The sequence below is a fragment of the Sinomonas soli genome (genome assembly GCF_054782415.1).
In genome coordinates, this window is the sequence record NZ_BAAGSN010000003.1 from 152,216 (window position 1) to 170,856 (window position 18,641).

The 18,641-nt window shown below is 74.1% G+C and carries 18 protein-coding genes; 13 read left to right on the forward strand and 5 right to left on the reverse strand.

The features are described from left to right. Positions 1 to 83: 83 nt before the first annotated feature. Positions 84 to 674, forward strand: coding sequence for an isochorismatase family protein (locus ACYVKZ_RS01865; RefSeq protein ID WP_460990325.1), 591 nt, complete (start codon positions 84 to 86; stop codon positions 672 to 674). Positions 675 to 756: 82 nt separating this feature from the next. On the opposite strand, the gene ACYVKZ_RS01870 is transcribed toward ACYVKZ_RS01865, so the two are convergent. Continuing rightward, a complete protein-coding gene (locus ACYVKZ_RS01870) occupies positions 757 to 2,085 on the reverse strand; it encodes a nicotinate phosphoribosyltransferase (protein ID WP_460990326.1) in 1,329 nt (442 codons plus the stop codon). An 84-nt stretch (positions 2,086 to 2,169) separates the two neighbouring features. Between ACYVKZ_RS01870 and clpS the strand changes: the two genes are divergently transcribed. The 4 genes from clpS to ACYVKZ_RS01890 are packed head-to-tail and all read left to right on the forward strand — an operon-like array spanning position 2,170 to position 4,834. Further along, complete coding sequence (gene clpS, locus ACYVKZ_RS01875; protein ID WP_460990327.1) at positions 2,170 to 2,487, forward strand: ATP-dependent Clp protease adapter ClpS; 318 nt, start codon at positions 2,170 to 2,172, stop codon at positions 2,485 to 2,487. Next, on the forward strand, positions 2,480 to 3,061 hold the full coding sequence (locus tag ACYVKZ_RS01880) for a DUF2017 domain-containing protein (RefSeq protein WP_460990328.1): 582 nt from the start codon (positions 2,480 to 2,482) through the stop codon (positions 3,059 to 3,061). The genes clpS and ACYVKZ_RS01880 overlap by 8 nt, the downstream gene beginning before the upstream one ends. Beyond that, complete coding sequence (murI, locus tag ACYVKZ_RS01885) at positions 3,054 to 4,040, forward strand: glutamate racemase (RefSeq protein WP_460990329.1); 987 nt, start codon at positions 3,054 to 3,056, stop codon at positions 4,038 to 4,040. The genes ACYVKZ_RS01880 and murI overlap by 8 nt, the downstream gene beginning before the upstream one ends. Next, complete coding sequence (locus tag ACYVKZ_RS01890; protein WP_460990330.1) at positions 4,037 to 4,834, forward strand: MBL fold metallo-hydrolase; 798 nt, start codon at positions 4,037 to 4,039, stop codon at positions 4,832 to 4,834. Before murI ends, ACYVKZ_RS01890 begins: the two co-directional genes overlap by 4 nt. A 26-nt stretch (positions 4,835 to 4,860) precedes the next feature. On the opposite strand, the gene ACYVKZ_RS01895 is transcribed toward ACYVKZ_RS01890, so the two are convergent. After that, complete coding sequence (locus ACYVKZ_RS01895) at positions 4,861 to 5,715, reverse strand: aldo/keto reductase (protein WP_460990331.1); 855 nt, start codon at positions 5,713 to 5,715, stop codon at positions 4,861 to 4,863. Between the two features lie 24 nt (positions 5,716 to 5,739). On the opposite strand from ACYVKZ_RS01895, the gene rph reads away from it, so the two are divergent. Together rph and rdgB are read left to right on the forward strand one after the other, a co-directional pair. After that, a complete protein-coding gene (gene rph / locus ACYVKZ_RS01900; protein ID WP_460990332.1) occupies positions 5,740 to 6,504 on the forward strand; it encodes a ribonuclease PH in 765 nt (254 codons plus the stop codon). A gap of 104 nt (positions 6,505 to 6,608) precedes the next feature. Continuing rightward, entirely contained in the window at positions 6,609 to 7,280 is a 672-nt protein-coding gene (gene rdgB, locus ACYVKZ_RS01905; RefSeq protein ID WP_460990573.1) for an RdgB/HAM1 family non-canonical purine NTP pyrophosphatase, read from the forward strand. A gap of 21 nt (positions 7,281 to 7,301) precedes the next feature. On the opposite strand, the gene ACYVKZ_RS01910 is transcribed toward rdgB, so the two are convergent. Then, a complete protein-coding gene (locus ACYVKZ_RS01910; protein WP_460990333.1) occupies positions 7,302 to 8,084 on the reverse strand; it encodes a VTT domain-containing protein in 783 nt (260 codons plus the stop codon). Between the two features lie 121 nt (positions 8,085 to 8,205). Between ACYVKZ_RS01910 and ACYVKZ_RS01915 the strand changes: the two genes are divergently transcribed. Together ACYVKZ_RS01915 and ACYVKZ_RS01920 are read left to right on the forward strand one after the other, a co-directional pair. Further along, positions 8,206 to 9,234 (forward strand): 3'-5' exonuclease, encoded by a 1,029-nt coding sequence (locus ACYVKZ_RS01915; protein WP_460990334.1) that lies wholly within the window; start codon positions 8,206 to 8,208, stop codon positions 9,232 to 9,234. Positions 9,235 to 9,304: 70 nt separating this feature from the next. After that, positions 9,305 to 9,895 (forward strand): DUF4395 domain-containing protein, encoded by a 591-nt coding sequence (locus ACYVKZ_RS01920; protein ID WP_460990335.1) that lies wholly within the window; start codon positions 9,305 to 9,307, stop codon positions 9,893 to 9,895. 137 nt (positions 9,896 to 10,032) lie between these two features. On the opposite strand, the gene ACYVKZ_RS01925 is transcribed toward ACYVKZ_RS01920, so the two are convergent. Beyond that, positions 10,033 to 11,013 (reverse strand): ADP-ribosylglycohydrolase family protein, encoded by a 981-nt coding sequence (locus ACYVKZ_RS01925; RefSeq protein ID WP_460990336.1) that lies wholly within the window; start codon positions 11,011 to 11,013, stop codon positions 10,033 to 10,035. A gap of 127 nt (positions 11,014 to 11,140) precedes the next feature. On the opposite strand from ACYVKZ_RS01925, the gene ACYVKZ_RS01930 reads away from it, so the two are divergent. Further along, entirely contained in the window at positions 11,141 to 12,394 is a 1,254-nt protein-coding gene (locus tag ACYVKZ_RS01930; protein WP_460990337.1) for a chloride channel protein, read from the forward strand. A 72-nt stretch (positions 12,395 to 12,466) separates the two neighbouring features. On the opposite strand, the gene ACYVKZ_RS01935 is transcribed toward ACYVKZ_RS01930, so the two are convergent. Beyond that, complete coding sequence (locus ACYVKZ_RS01935) at positions 12,467 to 12,937, reverse strand: MarR family winged helix-turn-helix transcriptional regulator (protein ID WP_307003720.1); 471 nt, start codon at positions 12,935 to 12,937, stop codon at positions 12,467 to 12,469. 172 nt (positions 12,938 to 13,109) lie between these two features. Between ACYVKZ_RS01935 and ACYVKZ_RS01940 the strand changes: the two genes are divergently transcribed. From ACYVKZ_RS01940 to ACYVKZ_RS01950, 3 genes are read left to right on the forward strand one after another with little or no spacing between them, the layout of a single operon-like run. Continuing rightward, positions 13,110 to 14,162, forward strand: coding sequence for an aquaporin (locus tag ACYVKZ_RS01940; protein ID WP_460990338.1), 1,053 nt, complete (start codon positions 13,110 to 13,112; stop codon positions 14,160 to 14,162). A gap of 55 nt (positions 14,163 to 14,217) precedes the next feature. Beyond that, positions 14,218 to 15,381 (forward strand): exonuclease SbcCD subunit D, encoded by a 1,164-nt coding sequence (locus ACYVKZ_RS01945; RefSeq protein WP_460990339.1) that lies wholly within the window; start codon positions 14,218 to 14,220, stop codon positions 15,379 to 15,381. Next, positions 15,378 to 18,617: an AAA family ATPase gene (locus ACYVKZ_RS01950; protein WP_460990340.1), complete on the forward strand. Its 3,240-nt coding sequence runs from the start codon at positions 15,378 to 15,380 to the stop codon at positions 18,615 to 18,617. The genes ACYVKZ_RS01945 and ACYVKZ_RS01950 overlap by 4 nt, the downstream gene beginning before the upstream one ends. Positions 18,618 to 18,641 lie beyond the last annotated feature (24 nt).

Here is an 18,641-nt window from a genome sequence, read left to right on the forward strand (position 1 = left end):
CTCCTGGAAGTCACCCTCTGGGGTCATCTCCTGGGAGTCAGTCGCGCGGGTCTTCGGCCCTGCTGAAGGGCCACAATGGTGCCATGGGCACCTCCCGCGCACTCGTGATCGTCGACGTCCAGAACGACTTCTGTGAAGGAGGGTCCCTCGCGGTGGACGGCGGAGCGGCCGTCGCCGCACGGATCACCTCGTTCCTCGCCGAGCACGCGTCGGATTACGACGCCGTGGTCACCACGCAGGACTGGCACATCGATCCCGGGCACCACTTCTCCGACCACCCGGACTTCGTGGACTCGTGGCCGCCGCACTGCGTGGCTGGAAGCCGTGGAGCCGAGTTCCACCCGAATCTCGACATTGCAGGCGCCGACGCGATGTTCCGGAAGGGGCAGTACGCCGCCGCCTACTCCGGCTTCGAGGGCCACCTCGCCCAGTACGGCGACGCAGCCGGAGATTCGGATGACTCGGCGAGCCTCGACGCATGGCTGCGCGAGCACGGCGTCGCTGCAGTCGACGTTGCCGGGATCGCCACGGACTACTGTGTGCGGGCCACGGCGCTCGACGCCGCGCGGTCCGGCTATGCGACCCGGGTGCTCACCGGGCTGTGTGCCGGAATCGCCGAAGACCTCGCTCCCACGTACGAGGAGCTCGAGGCCTCCGGCATCGCCCTCGCCTGACCTCTGGCCGCGCGACGGCAGGATCTGACCCTCAGGTGGTGACTCCCAGGAGCTGACCCTCAGGCGGTGACTCCCAGACGGGTCAGGACTCCTCGTAGACCGTCGGGATCGCCGCCTCGCCGCGGTGCATGCGCTGGACCGACGAGGGCAGCTCGGCGAGGGAGGCCGCGTGCCGCTCGCGGGCGCGGGCCACGCCCTCCGGCCCCGTCCACCCGGGCTTGAGCTCGCCCTCGGCGATGAAGTGCTCGAGCAGGGGCCGGTCGTTGCCATCGTCGTGCGGCCGGTGCCCCACGCCGATGATCTCCTGTGTCGCCCGGCCCCGGTCGTCGAGCCGCCGGAGGGCGTACTTGCGGCCGCCGACGCTGGCCTTGTTCTTCGAGGCCTTGGCGACCGAGACATCGTGCCCCGCCTCGTCGGTGTGGCTCACGAGCTTGTACACCATGGACGCGGTGGGCGCCCCGGACCCCGTGACGAGCGAGGTCCCGACCCCGTAGGCGTCCACGGGCGCGGACTGGAGCGCCGCGATGGCGTACTCGTCGAGGTCCGACGTGACCATGATCCGGGTGTTGACGTTGCCCAGTTCGTCGAGCAGCCGGCGGACCCAGTGCGCCTGCTCGATCAGGTCTCCCGAGTCGAGGCGGACGGCCCCGAGCCTCTCGCCGGCGATCTCGACCGCCGTGCGCACGGCCCGCTCGACGTCGTACGTGTCCACCAGCAGCGAGGTGCCCGGCCCCATGGAGGCGATCTGGGCCTCGAACGCGTCGCGCTCGGTGTCGTGCAGGAGCGTGAACGAGTGGGCAGCGGTGCCCACGGTCGGGATGCCGTAGCGGAGCCCGGCCTCGAGGTTGGACGTGCTCGCGAATCCGGCGATCACGGCTGCCCGGGCGGCGGCGACGGCGGCCTCCTCGTGCGTGCGCCGCGAGCCCATCTCGATGCAGGGGCGGCCGCCGGCCGCCGTCGTCATCCGGGAGGCCGCGGAGGCGATCGCGGAGTCATGGTTGAGCACCGAGAGGACGTAGGTCTCGAGGATGCAGGCCTCGGCGAACGTGGACTCGACGATGAGGATCGGGGAGTTGGGGAAGTATGCCTCGCCCTCGGCGTAGCCGTAGATGTCACCGGAGAACCGGTAGCCGGCGAGGTAGTCGAGCGTCTGGCCGTTGACCACGTTCGCGCGCTCGAGGAAGCCGAGCTCCTCGTCGGTGAAGCGGAACGCCGTGATGCCCTCGAGCAGGCGCCCGGTGCCGCCCACGACCCCGTAACGCCTCCCGTCCGGGAGCCGGCGGGCGAACGCCTCGAAGACGCAGCGCCGGTGGGCGGCCCCGGAGTGGAGGGAGGCCTGGAGCATCGTGAGCTCGTAGTGGTCCGTGAAAAGGGACGTGCGGGGCGGGGCCCAGGGACTCGGATCGGTCACGGTGCCACTCTATAGGGCGGGCTCCGGCCGGCCCCGGCCGCGACGGCCGCCGGGGCGTCGGAGGGCCTGCCTAGAATGGAGCGCATGAGCATCAGCGTCGCCACCGAGCCCTCCCAAGAGGTCGCCGGGCAGATCGAGGCGCGGGAGGATGCCGCACGGCTGACCCCGTGGAACCTCGTGGTCTGGAATGATCCGGTCAACCTCATGAGCTACGTCAGCTACGTGTTCCAGTCCTACTTCGGCTACTCCGAGGCCAAGGCCGACGCCCTCATGCTGCAGGTCCACACCGAGGGGCGCTCGATCGTGAGCCACGGATCGAAGGAGACGGTCGAGCAGCATGCGGTCGCGATGCACACCTACGGCCTGTGGGCCACGGTGGAGAGGTCCGGCGAGCATGGCTGAGCCGTTCACCTACGGACGCCGGGGCATCACCGGCAGGCTCGAGGAGCCGGAGCGGGAGCTCCTGCGCGGGCTCTTCGACGACGTCATCGGCATGCTCGATCCGGGCGCCGGCGAGCAGGACCCCCTCGAGGCCCTCGTGGGGCTGTCCCCCCATGCCACCGAGCCGGAGGACCCCGCGCTCGCCCGGCTGCTGCCCAACGCCTTCAAGGACGACCCCGAGGCGGCGCTCGACTTCCGGCGCCTGACGGAGCGGTCCCTGCGCGAGGGCAAGGCCGGCGCCCTCCGCGCGGCCTCCCTCTCCCTCGAATCCCGCCACCTCGTGCTCGACGCCGCCGCCGCGCAGCACTGGTCGACGGCGCTCAACGACGTCCGCCTCGTCCTCGCCTCGCGTCTTGGGATCCGCAGCGAGGAGGACGCCGAGAAGGTCCACGCGATCACGGACTGGTCGGCGGCAGAGGACGTCGAGGCGTACCTTGCTCTCGTGTACAACTTCGTGACCTGGCTCCAGACGACCCTCGTGGAGGCGATGCTCGACGCCCGCCGGGTGCGCTCCCAAGGGAGCGGCCATGAGTGAGCCCGCATCCCCGGCCGAGCCAGGCCCCCTGGGCGAGCTGCCGCGCTCGGAGCGCCCCATCGGCATCTTCGACTCGGGCGTGGGCGGCCTCACCGTGGCCCGTGCCGTCATCGACCAGCTGCCGCAGGAGTCGATCGTGTACGTGGGCGACACCGCACACGGCCCCTACGGGCCGCTGCCCATCGCGGAGGTCCGGGCGTTCGCCCTCGGGGTCATGGACGAGCTCGTCGATTCCGGCGTCAAGGCGCTGACCATCGCCTGCAACTCTGCGACCGCGGCGGTGCTGCGGGACGCGCGCGAGCGCTACACGGCGCGGTACGGGATCCCCGTCATCGAGGTGATCCAGCCGGCGGTGCGCGCCGCCGTCACCGCGACCCGGAACGGCCGGGTCGGCGTGATCGGCACGAGCGCCACGGTGGGCTCGCGCGCCTACGAGGACACGTTCGCCGCGGCCCCTGACCTGCAGATCACCTCAGCCGCGTGCCCGGACTTCGTCCCGTTCGTCGAGGCGGGCGTCACGACCGGGCCCGAGCTCCTCGAGGCAGCCGAGGGCTACCTCGCCCCGCTCAAGGCCGCCGGCGTCGACACGCTCGTGCTCGGCTGCACCCACTACCCGCTCCTGACCGGGGTCATCTCCTACGTCATGGGGGAGGGCGTGACGCTCGTCTCGAGTGCGGAGGAGACGGCCAAGGACGTCTACCGGGCGCTCATGCGGCACGGACTCGCCCGCACCGGCAGCACCCCGCCCGTGCACCGCTTCGTGGCCACCGGGGACCCCGTGCAGTTCGAGGCGCTCGCGCGCCGGTTCCTCGGGCCCGAGGTCCAGGGCGTGGAGCACGCGGACCACGTCGCGGCCCGCTACCCGACGGCGAGCCTGGCCACCATCACCCCGGCGATGCTCGAGGAGGCGCGGGCGCGCGGCGGGTCGGCCCGGATCTCCCACTTCGCCCGCCGCGACGCGGGCAGGATGGCACCGTGAAGGTCACCATTGTCGGCTGCTCGGGCTCGTTCCCCGGCCCGAGTTCGCCCGCCTCGTGCTACCTCGTCACGGCCAACGACGGCGAGCGGGACTGGCGGATCCTACTGGACCTCGGTTCCGGCGCGCTCGGGGTGCTCCAGCGCTACCTCGACCTCAGCGACGTCGACGGGGTCCTCCTGAGCCACCTCCACCCGGACCACTGCATGGACCTCACCGGCCTGCACGTGGCCGTCCACTGGAACCCGAACGGCTGGGCGGCCGGCCGGATCCCGGTGTGGGGGCCCGCGGCGACGAAGAAGCGCATCACGACCGCGATCGACATGCAGCCGGAGATGGACCTCGACGAGGACTTCGAGTTCCACGACTGGGCCGCGGGGGAGCCGGTCGACTTCGGCCCCTTCCGTTTCACCGCGTTCCCGGCACGGCACCCCATCGACGAGGCGTACTCGCTGCGCATCGAGTGCACCGAGCCCGGCGGCGCGGGCGGCGCCGAGCGGCGCGTCCTGACCTACTCGGGCGACACCGACGCGTGCGCCGGGCTCATCGAGGCGGCGCGGGAGTGCGACCTCTTCCTCTGCGAGGCGGCCTACCACGAGGGCCGCGACGACGCGATCGACGGCGTCCACCTCACCGGCCTGCGCGCCGGGCAGGCCGCGCACGACGCAGACGCGAAGCGCCTGCTGCTGACCCATCTTCCGGTGTGGAACGACGCGAACCGCTCCGTGGCCGAGGCGCAGGAGGCGTACGGGGGCCCGATCGCCGTCGCCGTCGCGGGGGTCCACTACACCGTCTGAGCCCGGAGGGGCACCCGAACCCGGCGCTAGAGCATCTCCAGCGGGACGGGCCCAGGCGGGGGCGGGAACGCGGCGTCGAGCTCGGCGAGGTCCGCCTCGTCGAGCACCACCTCGAGGGCAGCCCGGTTGGAGAGCACGTGCTCGGCGGTGCCCGCCTTCGGGATCGCGATGACGCCCGGGCCCCGCAGCACCCAGGCGAGCGCGACGGCTGCCTCGTCGACGCCGTGCCGGGCCGCCACGGCCGCGAGGGCGGGATGGCCGATCAGCCGGGCCTGCTCGATGGGGGAGTACGCCATGACCGGCACGCCCTCGCGCCGCAGGCGCGGCAGGAGGTCCGCCTCGATCCCGCGCCGGCCGAGGTTGTAGAGGACCTGGTCGGTCTGGACGCCGGACGGGCCGGCGGCGCCGGGGAGGGCCGCGAGCTCGTCGAGGTCGTCCGGGTCGAGGTTGCTCACGCCCCACGCGAGGATCTTGCCCTCCTCCTGGAGCTGCCGGAGCGCCCCGATGCTCTCGGCCAGCGGAGCGCTCCCGCGCCAGTGGTAGAGGTAGAGGTCGAGCCGGTCGGTCCCGAGCCGGCGGAGGCTGGCCTCGAGCGCGGCGGCCGTGCCGCGGGCCGTCGCATTCCACGGCAGCACCTTGCTCACGAGGAACACCTCGTCGCGCCGGCCGGCGATGGCCTCCCCGACGAGCTCCTCGGCCCGCCCGTCGCCGTACATCTCGGCCGTGTCGATGAGTGTCAGGCCCGCGTCGAGGCCGGAACGGAGGGCGCGGACCTCCTCGGCCCTGGCCGACGGCGTGTCCCCGAGGTACCACGTGCCCTGGCCGAGCACGGGGACTTCGGTTCCGTTGGGCAGGGCGAGGGTGGGGACTTCGGCGACCATGCGGCGAGTCTATAAGCTGGTCCCATGACCCCAAGCACCCCTGGAAGTCCTTCCGTCGCGCGCGCCGACGGCCGCACGCCCGACCAGCTCCGGCCCATCTCGATCACGCGCGGCTGGTCGAAGCAGGCCGAGGGATCGGCCCTGATCGAGTTCGGCAACACGCGTGTGCTGTGCACCGCCTCGTTCACCGAGGGTGTGCCGCGCTGGCTCAAGGGCGAGGGCCGGGGCTGGGTCACGGCCGAGTACGCGATGCTCCCGCGGGCCACCAACACCCGCTCGGACCGCGAGTCGGTCAAGGGCCGCATCGGCGGCCGCACGCACGAGATCTCCCGGCTGATCGGCCGGTCGCTGCGCTCGATCATCGACACGAAGGCGCTCGGGGAGAACACGATCGTCCTCGATTGCGACGTCCTCCAGGCCGACGGCGGCACCCGCACCGCCGCGATCACCGGCGCCTTCGTGGCGCTCGCCGAGGCGGTCCGCTGGGCGAAGGAGCAGGGCCTCGTGGAGCGCGGCGCCGAGCCGCTCGTGGACACGGTCTCCGCCGTGTCGGTGGGGATCATCGACGGCGTGCCGATGCTGGACCTGCCCTATGTCGAGGACGTGCGGGCGGAGACGGACATGAACGTCGTGGTCACCGGATCGGGAAAGTTCGTCGAGGTCCAGGGCACCGCCGAGGGCGCCCCGTTCGACCGTGACGAGCTCAACAGCCTGCTGGACCTGGCCCTCCTGGGGACCGCCCAGCTGGCGGACATCCAGCGGGACACCCTGTCGGAGGCACTGCGGTGAGCGCTGCCGGCACCGGCGGAGCCGGTGCGGAAGAGCAGGGCGGCACTGCGGTGAGCGCTGCCGGCACCGGCGGAGCCGGTGCGGAAGAGCAGGGAGGCACTGCGGTGGGCGCTGCGCACGACGGCGACCGCTCGCCGTCGTCCGTCGCGGCGCCGCGGCTCGTGCTCGCCACCCACAACCAGGGCAAGCTCAAGGAGCTGCGCGACCTGCTGCGCGGCCAGGTGGCCGGCCTCGACGTGGACACCCAGGTGGTCGACGCGGGCGCGGTGGGCGGCCCCGACGTCGTCGAGGACGGCGTGACATTCGCCGAGAACGCGCTGAAGAAGGCACGCGCGGTGGCCGAGGCGACGGGCCTGCCCGCCATCGCTGACGACTCGGGCCTGGCCGTCGAGGTCCTCGGCGGGGCGCCCGGCATCTTCTCGGCCCGCTGGGCCGGCCGCCACGGCGACGACCGGGCGAACCTCGAGCTGCTCCTGGCCCAGCTCGGCGACGTCCGGGACGAGCACCGGCAGGCGGCGTTCGTGTGCGCGGCGGCGCTCGCCGTGCCCGGGGAGGGCGGCACCCGCTACGAGACGGTCGAGCTGGGGGAGATGCCCGGCACGCTGCTGCGCGAGCCGCGCGGCGAGGGCGGCTTCGGCTACGACCCCATCCTGCTGCCCGCGGGCCTGGAGGTGAGTGTCGCGGAGCTGAGCCGTGAGCAGAAGAACGAGATCAGCCACCGCGGGCACGCGTTCCGGGCGCTGCTGCCGGCCATCGTCGAGGTGCTGCGCGGCTGAGCCGCGCAGCACCCGGGCGGGCTACTTCCAGTCGGGGTTGGTCTTGCGCTCCTCGACCGGCTCGTGCTCTTCGATGAACTCGTCCACCGGGTCCGTGCCGAACGCGGCCGCCTGGCGCCTGGCGGAGCGGCCGCGGAGGAACTCTATGACAATCGGGAGCACCGAGACCAGTACGATCGCGACGAAGATGAGGTCGATGTTCTTGCCCACCCACGCGTACTGGCCGAGCCAGGCGCCCAGGAGGGTGACGCCGCCGCCCCAGAAGACGGCGCCGATCACGTTGTAGAGGAAGAACCGTGTGCGGCTCATGCCCGCCACGCCCACGATCACGGGCACGAACGTGCGGATGATCGGCACGAAGCGGGCGAGGATGAGCGCCTTGCCGCCGTGCTTGGCGAAGAAGGCGTGGGCCTTGTCGACATTCTCCCGCTTGAAGAGGCGGGAGTCGGGCCGGTTGAAGATGGCGGGGCCGGCCTTGGCGCCGATGAGGTAGCCGCACTGGTTGCCGATGATCGCCGCGACGACAACGAGCAGGGCCAGGAGCCACAGGTTGAACCGGATCGCGCCGGTGGCGACGAGCAGGCCCGCAGTGAAGAGCATCGAGTCGCCGGGGAGGAAGAACCCGACGAGTAGGCCCGTCTCGGCGAAGATGATCCCGCACACCACGAGCACCACCCAGGGGCCGAGCGGCGAGTCGCGCAGGAACACATCCGGGTTGAGCCAGTCGGGCAGGAACGAGGCGGTCTTGGGCTGGACGGCGAGCGTCAGGACGGAGGCGGCATCGGCCAGGGCAGCAGGGATCACCCTCCAAGGGTACCGGCCGGGGCGCACCGCGGCGGGGGAGTGGGGCAGCCCACAGCGGCCTGCATGCCTCGGGCGCGTGGCGGTGGCCGGAGCACGGCCGGCGCCCGGCTAAGCTCTCTGCGTGGCCCTGGACTTCACCGCGATCGACTTCGAGACCGCCAACGGGTTCCGGGGATCCCCGTGCTCCGTCGGCCTCATCCGGGTCCGCGGCGGGCGGGTGACGGAGCGGGCCTCGTGGCTCATGCGTCCCCCGGCAGGCCACGACGCGTTCGACCCCCGCAACGTCGCCATCCACGGCATCACCCCAGAGATGGTCGCGGGGGCCCCGCGCTTCGGTGACCTCTTCGCCGAGATCGGCGGGTTCATCGGCGACGACGTCCTCGTGGCCCACAACGCGGCGTTCGACCTCGGCGTGATCCGCTCGGCCCTCGAGGTCAGCGGCCTCCGGGCCCCGGCCTACGACTACGCCTGCACCGTGGTCCTCTCGCGCAAGACCTACCGTCTCGTCTCCCATTCGCTGCCGTTCGCCGCGAGGGAGGCCGGAGTGCCCCTCGAGCACCACCACGACGCCACCGAGGACGCCGCGGCCTGTGCCGGCATCCTCATCGATATCGCCGGCAGGCACGGCGCCGACACCGTGGCCGGCGTCTACGGCGCCGTGGGCCTCGCCCTCCCGCGCCAGGCAGCGTACGTCCCGGGCGACCCCTACTCCCCGGCCACGGCCCGCGCCCTCGAGGGGCTCGCCTCAGGGGCGGGGCGCACGACGGCGGGAGGCGGCCCCCGCTCGGGCCGCACCTGGGCGCCGTGGCCCCAGGAGGGGGCGAACCCGCCCGCGAACGCGGGCGCAGACCCGCACCACCCGCTCTTCGGGCACCGCATCGTCTTCACCGGGGCGCTGGGGATGCCGCGCAGCGAGGCGAAGTCGCGGGCCGCCGAGCTCGGGGCGCAGCCGGCCAGCTCCGTGACGAGGGCGACCACGCTCCTCGTGGTGGGCGACGGGTTCGTGGCCTCCGACCTCGCCTCCGGCCGCGTGACGACCAAGGCCAGGCGCGCCCTGCAGCTGCAGGAGAGGGGGCAGCGGGTCGAGGTGCTCTCCGAGGGCGAGTTCCTCCAGATGCTCGGAGGCCACTGGCCCGCAGCGAGCGCCTGAGCCTGCCGGTTCCGTCATCCGGGGCAACATTCCTTCGTGGGCTGGCGCCGGAGTTCCTAGCATGATCCGCATGGCTGCACCCACGTCCCCCGCCGCCCCGTCTGTCTTCGATGCGCCGCAGGGCGGCCAGTTCATCGCACCCGTGCAGGCCCGTCCCTCCCTGCTGGCCCGGGCCTTCGCCTTCCCGAACCCGGTCAACGAGTACGCCGCGAGGTCCACCGCGGGGATCATCGTGGTGCTGAGCACGGCGGTGCTCGTCACGGGGCTCACCACCGGCGCCGGATGGGGCCTGTGGGTCATCGCCGCCGGATTCTGGCTCAGGGCGGCCGGCGGCCCGCGCTACTCGCCGGCCGGCCGCCTCGCGGTGCACGTCATCGCGCCGCGCCTCGGGCCAGCCCGGCTGGTCGCAGGCCCGCCCAAGCGCTTCGCCCAGGGCATCGGGGCCGCGGTCTCGACCGCCGCGGCGGTGCTGTTCGCGTGCGGGCTGGCGGGCGCAGCCTGGGCGGCGCTCGGCGTCCTGATCGTCGCGGCCTCCCTCGAGGCATTCGCGGGGTTCTGCCTCGGCTGCTGGCTCTTCGGCCGCCTCCAGCTGGCAGGGCTCGTCCCGGCCTCGGCGTGCGAGGCCTGCAGCGACATCGCGCTGCGGCGCCGCAAGTCCTGAGGCAGCAGTCCCGCCGGAGGCCCGCGCGCTGAGTCCCGCCCAGCCTGACCGGGTGCCGGCGAAATGCCGGGTCGCCGCCCCGTCAGGCCAGGGTCGCCCCGGTGGTGCCGGTCGCCCCGCAAGGCCCGGGTGACCCGTCAGGCCCCGGTGGCGTTGGCGAGCCGGGCCGCGAGGCCCTCGGCCGCGCCCATGCCGGCCGTCCGCGCCGCCCAGGGGGCCGGAATCGCGTCGGCGCCCCAGCGCGTGCCCAGCAGGGCCCCCGCGATCGCGGCCGCGTCGACGCCGCCGGCCGCGGCGAGCTCGGTGGCGGCGGCGAACGCGGCCTGCTCGGAGTCGCCGGCCTCGGCGGCGCTCTCGGCCGCGAGGACCGCGCTGAGCGCAGCCCTGAGGGCCGCGGCGGCGTCCGCTCCGCCGCCCTCCCCGGCGGGAGCGCCGGCGTCGAACGCGTCCAGCACGCCCGCATCGGGGGTGGGCAGCGAGGCGATCTGCGCCCGCACCGACCCGGCCGCGGTCGCCGCGTCCGCACCGAGGGACAGGAAGTGCGTCATGGACGCCACCGCGACGGCGGCCTGGACCGCCCGGGGCGTGCCGTGCGTCAGGAAGGCGCCGTCTGCGCTCATCCTCACCACGGCGGCTGCCGGGATGTGGGGGACGAGACCGAAGGGGGCCGCGTGGGCGGCGGCGCCGGCGTCGTCGAACGCCGTGCCCACAGGGCGCGAGGAAGACCCCATCTGCCCGTCGGCGAGCGAGCCGATCCAGTCCGGCCGCACGGCCGCGGGGACCCCGACGCCGTCCTGCCCGTCGAGCCAGCGGGGCTGGGCGAGGGGCGCGGTGGGCGAGAGCGGGACTCCTTGGACAGCCGCCCAGCGCAGGGAGGCGAGCCACACGCACGCGGCCTCGTCCGCGGCCACGCCGTCGTTGGCCCACTCGATCGCCTCCAGCAGCGCGTCGGCGGTGAAGAGGGTGAGCTGGCCGGCCGGTCCGAGCGGCAGCGTGGCGCCCTGATCGGGGGCCGCGGCGCCCCTCTCCGGTCCGAATCCGGCGAGGGCTTCCGCCTCGGCCGTGGCCGTGCCCGCGAGGCAGCCGAGGATGCGGGAGGCGGGGGAGGGGACGTCCATGCTGACAGCGTAGTGGGCGCCGATCCAGCCCGCACCGCGGCCGGGGATGCGCACGGCGGCGGCCCCGCCTAGAATAGTTCTATGACAGAACTTCTTTGGGTCCGCGGCGGCCGCTGATGGGGCTGCCGTGAGCGTCGACGGGGTCCGACGGGAGGGCCGTCGGCTGCTGCGCCTGGCAGCGGTCGTCGTCGCCGTGGGCGTGGGCGCGGGGCTGGTGGGCATCGCCGTCGACCTCGCCCTGCAGGGGCTCGAGCACCTCGCCTTCGGCTATTCGCACGGGTCCCTCCTCGACGGCGCGACCCAGGCGCCTCCCTGGCGGCGGCTGGCGGCGCTCGTCTCAGCGGGCGTGGTCGGTGCCGTGGGCTGGTGGGCGCTGCGGACCTGGGCGAGGCGGGTCGTCTCGGTCGAGGAGGCCGCGAAGGGCACGCCGATGCCGTGGTTCACGACCGTGGCCAACGCCGCGCTGCAGGTGGTCATCGTGGGACTCGGCGCCTCGATCGGCCGCGAGGCCGCACCGCGTGAGCTCGGTGCGCTGCTTGCGGAGAAGGTCTCGCGTGCCGCGGGCCTCTCGGCCCGGGAAGTGCGGATCCTCGTGGCCTGCGGCGCCGGCGCCGGGCTCGCGGCGGTCTACAACGTCCCCTTCGGCGGGGCGCTCTTCGCGGTGGAGGTGCTCCTCGCCGAGGTGAGCTTCGCGGTCCTGCTGCCCGCGTTCGCGACCTCCGCGATTGCGGCGACCGTGGCCAGGCTGGTGGTCCCCACCGATCCGATGTACGCGCTGCCGCCGGTGGAGCTCACCCCGGCGCTCGTCGGCTGGTCCTTCGCAGCGGGGCCGCTGATCGGCCTCGGCGCCGCCGGCTTCACCTGGCTCACCCGCTACGCCTCGGGCACGCGCCCCCGCGGCCGGTCGATCCTGTGGAGCATGCCGCTGCTGTTCGGCGCGGTGGGCGCCGTCGCGATGGTGCTGCCGGAGGTGGTGGGCAACGGCAAGGCCGCGGCCCAGACCGCGTTCTCGGCGATGGCACCGCTCGCGCTCGTCGGGATCCTCCTCGTGGCGAAGACGGGAACCACGCTCGCCACCATCAGGGCCGGCGCGGCGGGCGGCACGCTCACTCCGTCGGTCGCGGTCGGCGCGATGCTGGGGATCGTGCTCGGAAGCGTCGTGAACGCGTTCGCGCCCGGGACCTCCGTGGCCGCGTTCGCGTTCGTCGGCGCGGCGGCCTTCCTCGCGAGCACCATGAGGGCGCCGATGACCGGCCTGATCCTCGCCTCCGAGTTCACCGGCATGAGCCCCGAGATGCTCGTCCCCGCCATGCTGGCGACGGCCGGGGCGCTCGCGGTGGTCTACTTCCTCGAGCGCACGCGGCTCTCCGACATCGCCTGAGCGGGGGTGCCCGGCGGGGCGGGGCTGCTCGGCGGGGGCGGCGCGACGCCGTCTGCGGGGCGCAACCGGATGCTAGGCCTCCCCGGCGGCCTCTGCCTCCATGCGGGATGCGAGGGCCCGCAGCGCCGGGAGCGCGCGGTTGATCGTGTCCTGGTCCTCGGCGGCGAGCGAGGCGAGGGCGCGGCGGATGCGCCTCTCATTGGCCTGCTGCCAGTGCCCCAGGCGGCTGTGGCCGTCGTCCGTGAGGCTCAGCACCACAGCCCTGCGGTCCGCCTCGCTGGGACGGCGCTCGAGCAGCCCCGAGGAGGCCATCTGGGCCACGAGATTGCTGACGGTGTTCTTCGCAAGGTTCTGCCGCTGTGCGAGCTCGCTCACCCCGAGCCCCGGCTCGTCGGCGAGCCGCTGGAGGAGCTCCACCTGCGCCATCGGCAGGGCCTCCCAGGGCAGCTCGTCCCGCACGCCCGCCCGGAGCGTGCGCCGCAGTCGGGTGATCACGTCGGTGAGGCCCCACGCCTCGCCGGGGCCGGTGTCCAGGGAGTCCATGGGACCAGAGTAAGTTCGCAGGGGCCCCGATGGCCCGCGCGGGCGGCGGGGGCGCGGCCGCTTTTCGGGGCACCCCGTCCGAGGCGATAGTCTGCTGGAGGCCTGCCCCCGGGGCTGGCGGCCCGCTCAGGCACCCACGTGAGCACTTCCACACCCCACGAAAGAGGACCTCATGACCACAGACGTGGCTGCGCCCACGCCCGTGAAGGCGCCGGCCGAGTTCAGCGTCGTCGCCAAGCTCGTCGCCGAGGCGTTCGGCACCTTCCTGCTCGCGTACGCAGGGCTCGGCGTGGCGCTGTTCAGCAGCCCGTCGTCGGCGCCGATCCCGACGCCCTTCGCCGTCGGCCTGAGCATCGCCGTGGGCATCGCTGCCGTGGGGCACATCTCGGGCGGCCACTTCAACCCGGCGGTGACCCTCGGGCTCGCGGTGGCCGGCCGCACCAACTGGCGGCTGGTGCCGGGCTACATCGCCTCCCAGCTGGTGGGCGGCCTGGTCGGCACCCTCATCCTCTGGGTGACCATCCGCACGCTCCCGAGCCTGAGCAGCGGCAACAGCTCCCAGACGATCTTCACCCAGCTCTCGAACGGGTTCGACGACCTCTCGCCGAGCAAGTTCCCGATGGCTGCCGGCCTCCTGGCCGAGGTCGTCGCGACCGCCGTCTTCGTGGCGATCATCCTCTTCGTGACCAGCAAGCGCGCCGTCAAGGGCATGGCGCCGTGGGCCATCGGCCTGGGCCTGTCGATCCTCGTGCAGGCGATCGCGCCGATCACCAACGCCTCCCTCAACCCGGCCCGCTCGACCGCGACCGCCGTGTTCGCCCAGGGCAACGCGTTCGGCCAGCTGTGGCTCTTCTGGGTGGCCCCCGTCCTCGGCGCGGTCCTCACGGGCCTCATCTTCCGGGGCTTCGGCTCCTCCGACGAGCTGCACGGCGCGACCGCCGGCGGCGTCGGGGACCTGACCGCCGAGGCGACCCGCGACGACGGCACCCGTGTCTCCGAGACCGCCCTGGCAGCGGCGGAGGCCGGGCGAGGCGATGCCCGCGACGCCGGGGCGGGGGAGTCCGGGAGCGCGCCGGCGGCTGAGGCCACTGCCGCGGCGGCGGCCGAGCAAGCCCCGTCGGCCGAGCCGGGATCCGCGGCTGCTGAGCCCACGCCGGAGACCGAGCGGGCACCGGAGCGCACCGCCGACGACGACGCACGCGACTTCTTCGATAAGGACCGCTGAGTGCAAAACGGTGGCATCGCGAGAAGTGTCGGTGCCACCGTCTAGCGTTTCGACCATGAAGATCCTCCACACCTCGGACTGGCACCTGGGCCGGTCCTTCCACGGCGTCGGGATGCTCGGGGCGCAGCGCGAGTGGCTCGATGCGCTCGTGGCCCACGTGGAGTCCGAGGACGTCGCAGCGGTCCTCATCGCGGGCGATGTCTACGACCGGGCCCTGCCCGCCGTCGACGTCGTCGAGCTCCTCGACGAGGCGCTCGTGCGGCTCACGGCCGCCGGTGCGCAGGTGGTCGTCACCAGCGGAAACCATGACTCCGCGGTGCGGCTCGGCTTCGGTTCCCGGCTCCTCGAGCGCGGGGGCGTGCACCTGCGGACCCGCCTGGACCAGATCGCGGACCCGGTGCTGCTTCCGCTCGGGGGCGGCGCCCAGCTCGCCGTCTACGGGCTCCCGTACCTCGAGCCCCGCCTCGTCGCAGAGGCCCTCGGCGCGTCCGCGCCCGGCCACGCCTCCGTCACCGCGGCCGCGCTCGGGAGGGCAAGGGCGGACCTGGAGGCCCGGCGGGCCGCGGGCACCGTGCATTCGATCGTCATGGCCCACACGTTCGCCGGCGGCGGGGTGCCCAGCGAGAGCGAGCGCGCGCTCTCGGTGGGCGGCCTCGACGTCGTGCCGCTGGGGGTCTTCGAGGGTTTCGACTACGCCGCCCTGGGCCACCTGCACGGGCGGCAGGAGCTCGCCCCGACGATCCGCTACTCGGGGTCCCCGCTCGCCTACTCGTTCTCGGAATGGCGGCAGGGCAAGGGGGCGTGGATGCTCGACGTCGGGCCGGACGGGATCGCGTCGATCGAACCTGTCGACTGGGCGAGCCGGCACCGGCTCGCAGTCCTGCGCGGACCGCTCGAGGACCTCCTGTCCGACCCGTCCCATGCGGACGCCGAGACCGCGTACTGCCACGTCACCCTCACGGACCCGGAGCGTCCGCGCGCCGCCATGGAGCGGCTGCGCGCCCGCTTCCCCCTCACCGTCGCGCTCGCCTTCGAGCCCGAAGGCCGGGACGAGGCGGCCGCGGCAACATACAGCGAGCGGCTCGCCGCCGCGCGGAGCGACCTGGACCTGTGCTGCGGATTCCTCGAGCACGTCCGCGGCCGCGGTGCCGACACCACCGAACGAGCAGCCCTGGAGGGGGCGCTCGACTCGGTGCGGCTCACGGAGGCGGGCGCGTGAGGCTCCACCGACTCGAGATCAGCGCGTTCGGACCGTTCGCCGGTGACGAGGCCATCGACTTCGACTCCCTGGCCGAGCATGGGCTCTTCCTCCTGAACGGGCCCACCGGCGCGGGCAAGACGAGCATCCTCGACGCGGTCTGCTTCGCGCTCTACGGCAGCCTCCCAGGGGCCCGCCAGGGGACGCGCTCGCTCAAGAGCCATCACGCGCCCGGCGAGGCGGAGCCCGCGGTGGTGCTCGAGTTCACGGCCCAGGGCCGGCGCTTCGAGGTCCGCCGGACCCCGGAATGGTCGCGTCCGAGTGCGCGGTCCGCGGCCGGGTGGGTCCAGCAGAAGGCCGCGACGCACGTCCGCGAGCTCGTGGACGGAGCGTGGCGGCCCCTCACCTCGCGCAACGACGAGGCGGGCGCCCTCCTGGGCGCCGTGCTCGGGATGGCGCGCGAGCAGTTCACCCGGGTCGTGCTCCTGCCCCAGGGCGAGTTCGCGTCGTTCCTGCGGGCCAAGGCCTCCGAACGCACCGAGCTCCTCGAGAAGCTCTTCGGCACGCGCCGCTTCGCCGAGGTCGAGAACCAGCTTGCCTCCCTCGCCCAGGCTGCCCGGACCGAGGCCGAGGCCGCGGAGCGAGCCGCGGCCCGGCCGATCGCCAGCCTGGAGGCGGAGCTCACCGCCCTCGCCGAGGAACTGCCGGACGAGCTGGGCCGCCAGGTCACCGGCCGCGAGGACTCCGAGGGCCAACGGGAGGACCCCGAGGGCGGCCGCGAGGAGTCCGTCGCCGGCCGCGAGGGCTCCGAGGGTCGAGGTGAGGACCAGGCGGATGGGCACGAGCAGGGCCGGGAGCAGCGGCCGGGCCGGGTCCTGGACCCCGACCAGCCGCTGGACCCCGAGTACGCAGCTGACCTGCTCGCGTGGTCCGAAACGGCGCTCAGCGCGCTCAGGGACCGCGCGGCGGAGGACTGTGACGCCGCCCGCGCGGCGCTCGCGGACAGCCGCCGCGCGGTCACCGAGGCCACACGGGCCTTCGAGGACGCCCAAGAACTCGCCGCCGCACGGGGGCGCCGAGTGGACTGGGAGTCGGCCGCGGCCACGCAGTCCACCCGGCTCGAGGCCCTCGCCTCGCACCGCGCGGCCGCTCTCCTCAGCCGGCCCCTCACCGACGCCGAACGCGCGTCGGAGGCGGCGGCACGGGCGCGCGCCGACGCCGCGGCCCTCGCGGAAGCCGCCGCTGCCACGGGATGGACGCCTTCGCGCACCGATTCGCGCAGCGGGCTGCCCGCGGCCGAGGAGGTGAGGGCAGCGGCATCGTCCGAGGAGGCGGAGGCAGCCGTGCTCGCGGAGCGCATCGCCGCCGAGCGCGAGCTCGCCGACCTTGAGCGCCAGCTTGCGGACGCCGCCACGGCCCTCGGGACACACCGGGCCGCCGCGGAGCGCGCGGACGCGGACGCGGAACGGCTCGGCCGGGAACTCGCCGCGTTCGAGGAGGAGCGGGCGCGGCTCGCGGTCGACGCCGCAGCCCTCGGCGCCGCCACCATCGAGGCGGACGCCGCTGAGGACATCGTGAAGGCCGTCGAGGACCGCGCGCTGGCCCTCCGGACGCTCAACGACGCCACGCGCGAGCATGAGGAACGCCGCACCCAGGCCCTCGATGCCAAGGAGTCCTGGCTGGGCCTGCGCGAACGGCGGCTGGGGCAGGCCGCCGCGGAGCTGGCCGCGCACCTCGACCAGGATGCCCCGTGCCCCGTGTGCGGCTCCCCCGACCACCCCGCTCCCGCAGAGGGCGCCGAGGATCCGCTCCTGCTCGTCGACGCGGAGCGCGACGCGGCCAGGTCCTCGGAGGCAGCGGCAGCAGGCGAGCGCGCCGCCCTCGAGGCGGTGGCGGAGGCGCGCGCGCAGCTCGCGGCCGTGGAGGCCCGCGGGGGAGCGACAGACCCGGACAAGGCCGTCCGGGTGCGCGAGGAGAAGCTCGCGGCCGTCCGCCATGCCCGTGAGGCCGAGGTCCGGCTCACGTCCGTCCTCGCGCAGCTGCGCACGCTCTCCGACCGCCGCCAGTCCGCCCTCGCGGCCCGCGAGGAGGCCACGGGCCTGAGGATCCGTGCCGAGGAGACACTCCGGAGCCGGGGTGAGGAGCGGGACCGCCGGCAGGCCGACGTCGTGCTCTGGCGCGGCGGCTTCCCCAGCGTCTCCGCCCGGCAGTCCGACGTCGCGGCACGGGCCCGCACCCTCGCCGCGCTCGGAGACTCCCTCGGGGCCTGCCGCGCGGCCCAGGACGCACTGTCCCAGACGGACGCGGCCCTCTCGGCGGCCCTCGACGCCTCCCCATTCGCCGACGCGCCGACGGCGCGCGCGGCACTCCTGAGTCCGGACGAGGCGGCACGGCTCGAGGCCGAGGCGGCGGCCCACGAGGCAGAAGGACAGCAGCTGAGCGGCCTGTTCGCCTCGGCGGCGGTCCAGCGGGCCCTCAACGCCGAGCACGGAACCGCAGCGGCGGACCGGAGCGCCCTGGAGGCAGCGCGGACCGCCGAGTCCGCGGCCGAGCTCCGGGCGAGGACAGCCGAGTTCGCCGCCCAGCGGACCGCCGCGGCCTGCGGGCGCCTGGCGACCCTGCGGGCAGCCTTCGAGGCCGGCCGGCCCCTGCTCGAGCAGACCCGCGGCCGCGCCAGCACGCTCGCCGAGCTGGCCAGGACAGTGCGTGGCCAGGGGGAGAACGCGCGGCGCATGTCGCTGCACAGCTACGTGCTCGCCGCCCGGCTCGAGCAGGTAGCCGTCGCCGCTACCGAGCGGCTCCTGGCGATGAGCGACGGACGGTTCAGCCTCGAGCACACCGATGCGCTCGCCGCCCGGGGGGCCGCCTCGGGCCTCGGGCTCGACGTCGTGGACGGGTGGACGGGCCAGCGGCGCGACCCGTCCACCCTCTCGGGCGGCGAGACGTTCATGGCCTCGCTCGCCCTCGCGCTCGGTCTGGCGGACGTGGTCCAGCACGAGGCCGGCGGCATCGACATCGAGACGCTGTTCGTCGATGAAGGGTTCGGCAGCCTCGACGAACAGGCCCTCGAGCAGGTCATGGACGCGATCGAGGGCCTGCGGGCCGGCGGCCGCGTAGTGGGCCTCGTGAGCCACGTCTCGGAGCTCAAGCAGCGCATCCCGGCCCAGATCCGGGTAAGCAAGGGCCGCGACGGATCCCGCATCGCCTCGGTGGGGCTCGTCCCCCCGACGGCCCACGCCCCCCAGACGGCCCAGTAGGATGTGAGGGCTACCGGGTCCTGC

Coding starts and splice junctions, on each gene's coding strand:
- ACYVKZ_RS01865 (WP_460990325.1), top strand. CDS start 84: ATGGGCACCTCCCGCGCACTCGTGATCGTCGACGTCCAGAACGACTTC.
- clpS (WP_460990327.1), top strand. CDS start 2,170: ATGAGCATCAGCGTCGCCACCGAGCCCTCCCAAGAGGTCGCCGGGCAG.
- ACYVKZ_RS01880 (WP_460990328.1), top strand. CDS start 2,480: ATGGCTGAGCCGTTCACCTACGGACGCCGGGGCATCACCGGCAGGCTC.
- murI (WP_460990329.1), top strand. CDS start 3,054: ATGAGTGAGCCCGCATCCCCGGCCGAGCCAGGCCCCCTGGGCGAGCTG.
- ACYVKZ_RS01895 (WP_460990331.1), bottom strand. CDS start 5,715: ATGGTCGCCGAAGTCCCCACCCTCGCCCTGCCCAACGGAACCGAAGTC.
- rph (WP_460990332.1), top strand. CDS start 5,740: ATGACCCCAAGCACCCCTGGAAGTCCTTCCGTCGCGCGCGCCGACGGC.
- ACYVKZ_RS01920 (WP_460990335.1), top strand. CDS start 9,305: ATGGCTGCACCCACGTCCCCCGCCGCCCCGTCTGTCTTCGATGCGCCG.
- ACYVKZ_RS01925 (WP_460990336.1), bottom strand. CDS start 11,013: ATGGACGTCCCCTCCCCCGCCTCCCGCATCCTCGGCTGCCTCGCGGGC.
- ACYVKZ_RS01935 (WP_307003720.1), bottom strand. CDS start 12,937: ATGGACTCCCTGGACACCGGCCCCGGCGAGGCGTGGGGCCTCACCGAC.
- ACYVKZ_RS01940 (WP_460990338.1), top strand. CDS start 13,110: ATGACCACAGACGTGGCTGCGCCCACGCCCGTGAAGGCGCCGGCCGAG.
- ACYVKZ_RS01945 (WP_460990339.1), top strand. CDS start 14,218: ATGAAGATCCTCCACACCTCGGACTGGCACCTGGGCCGGTCCTTCCAC.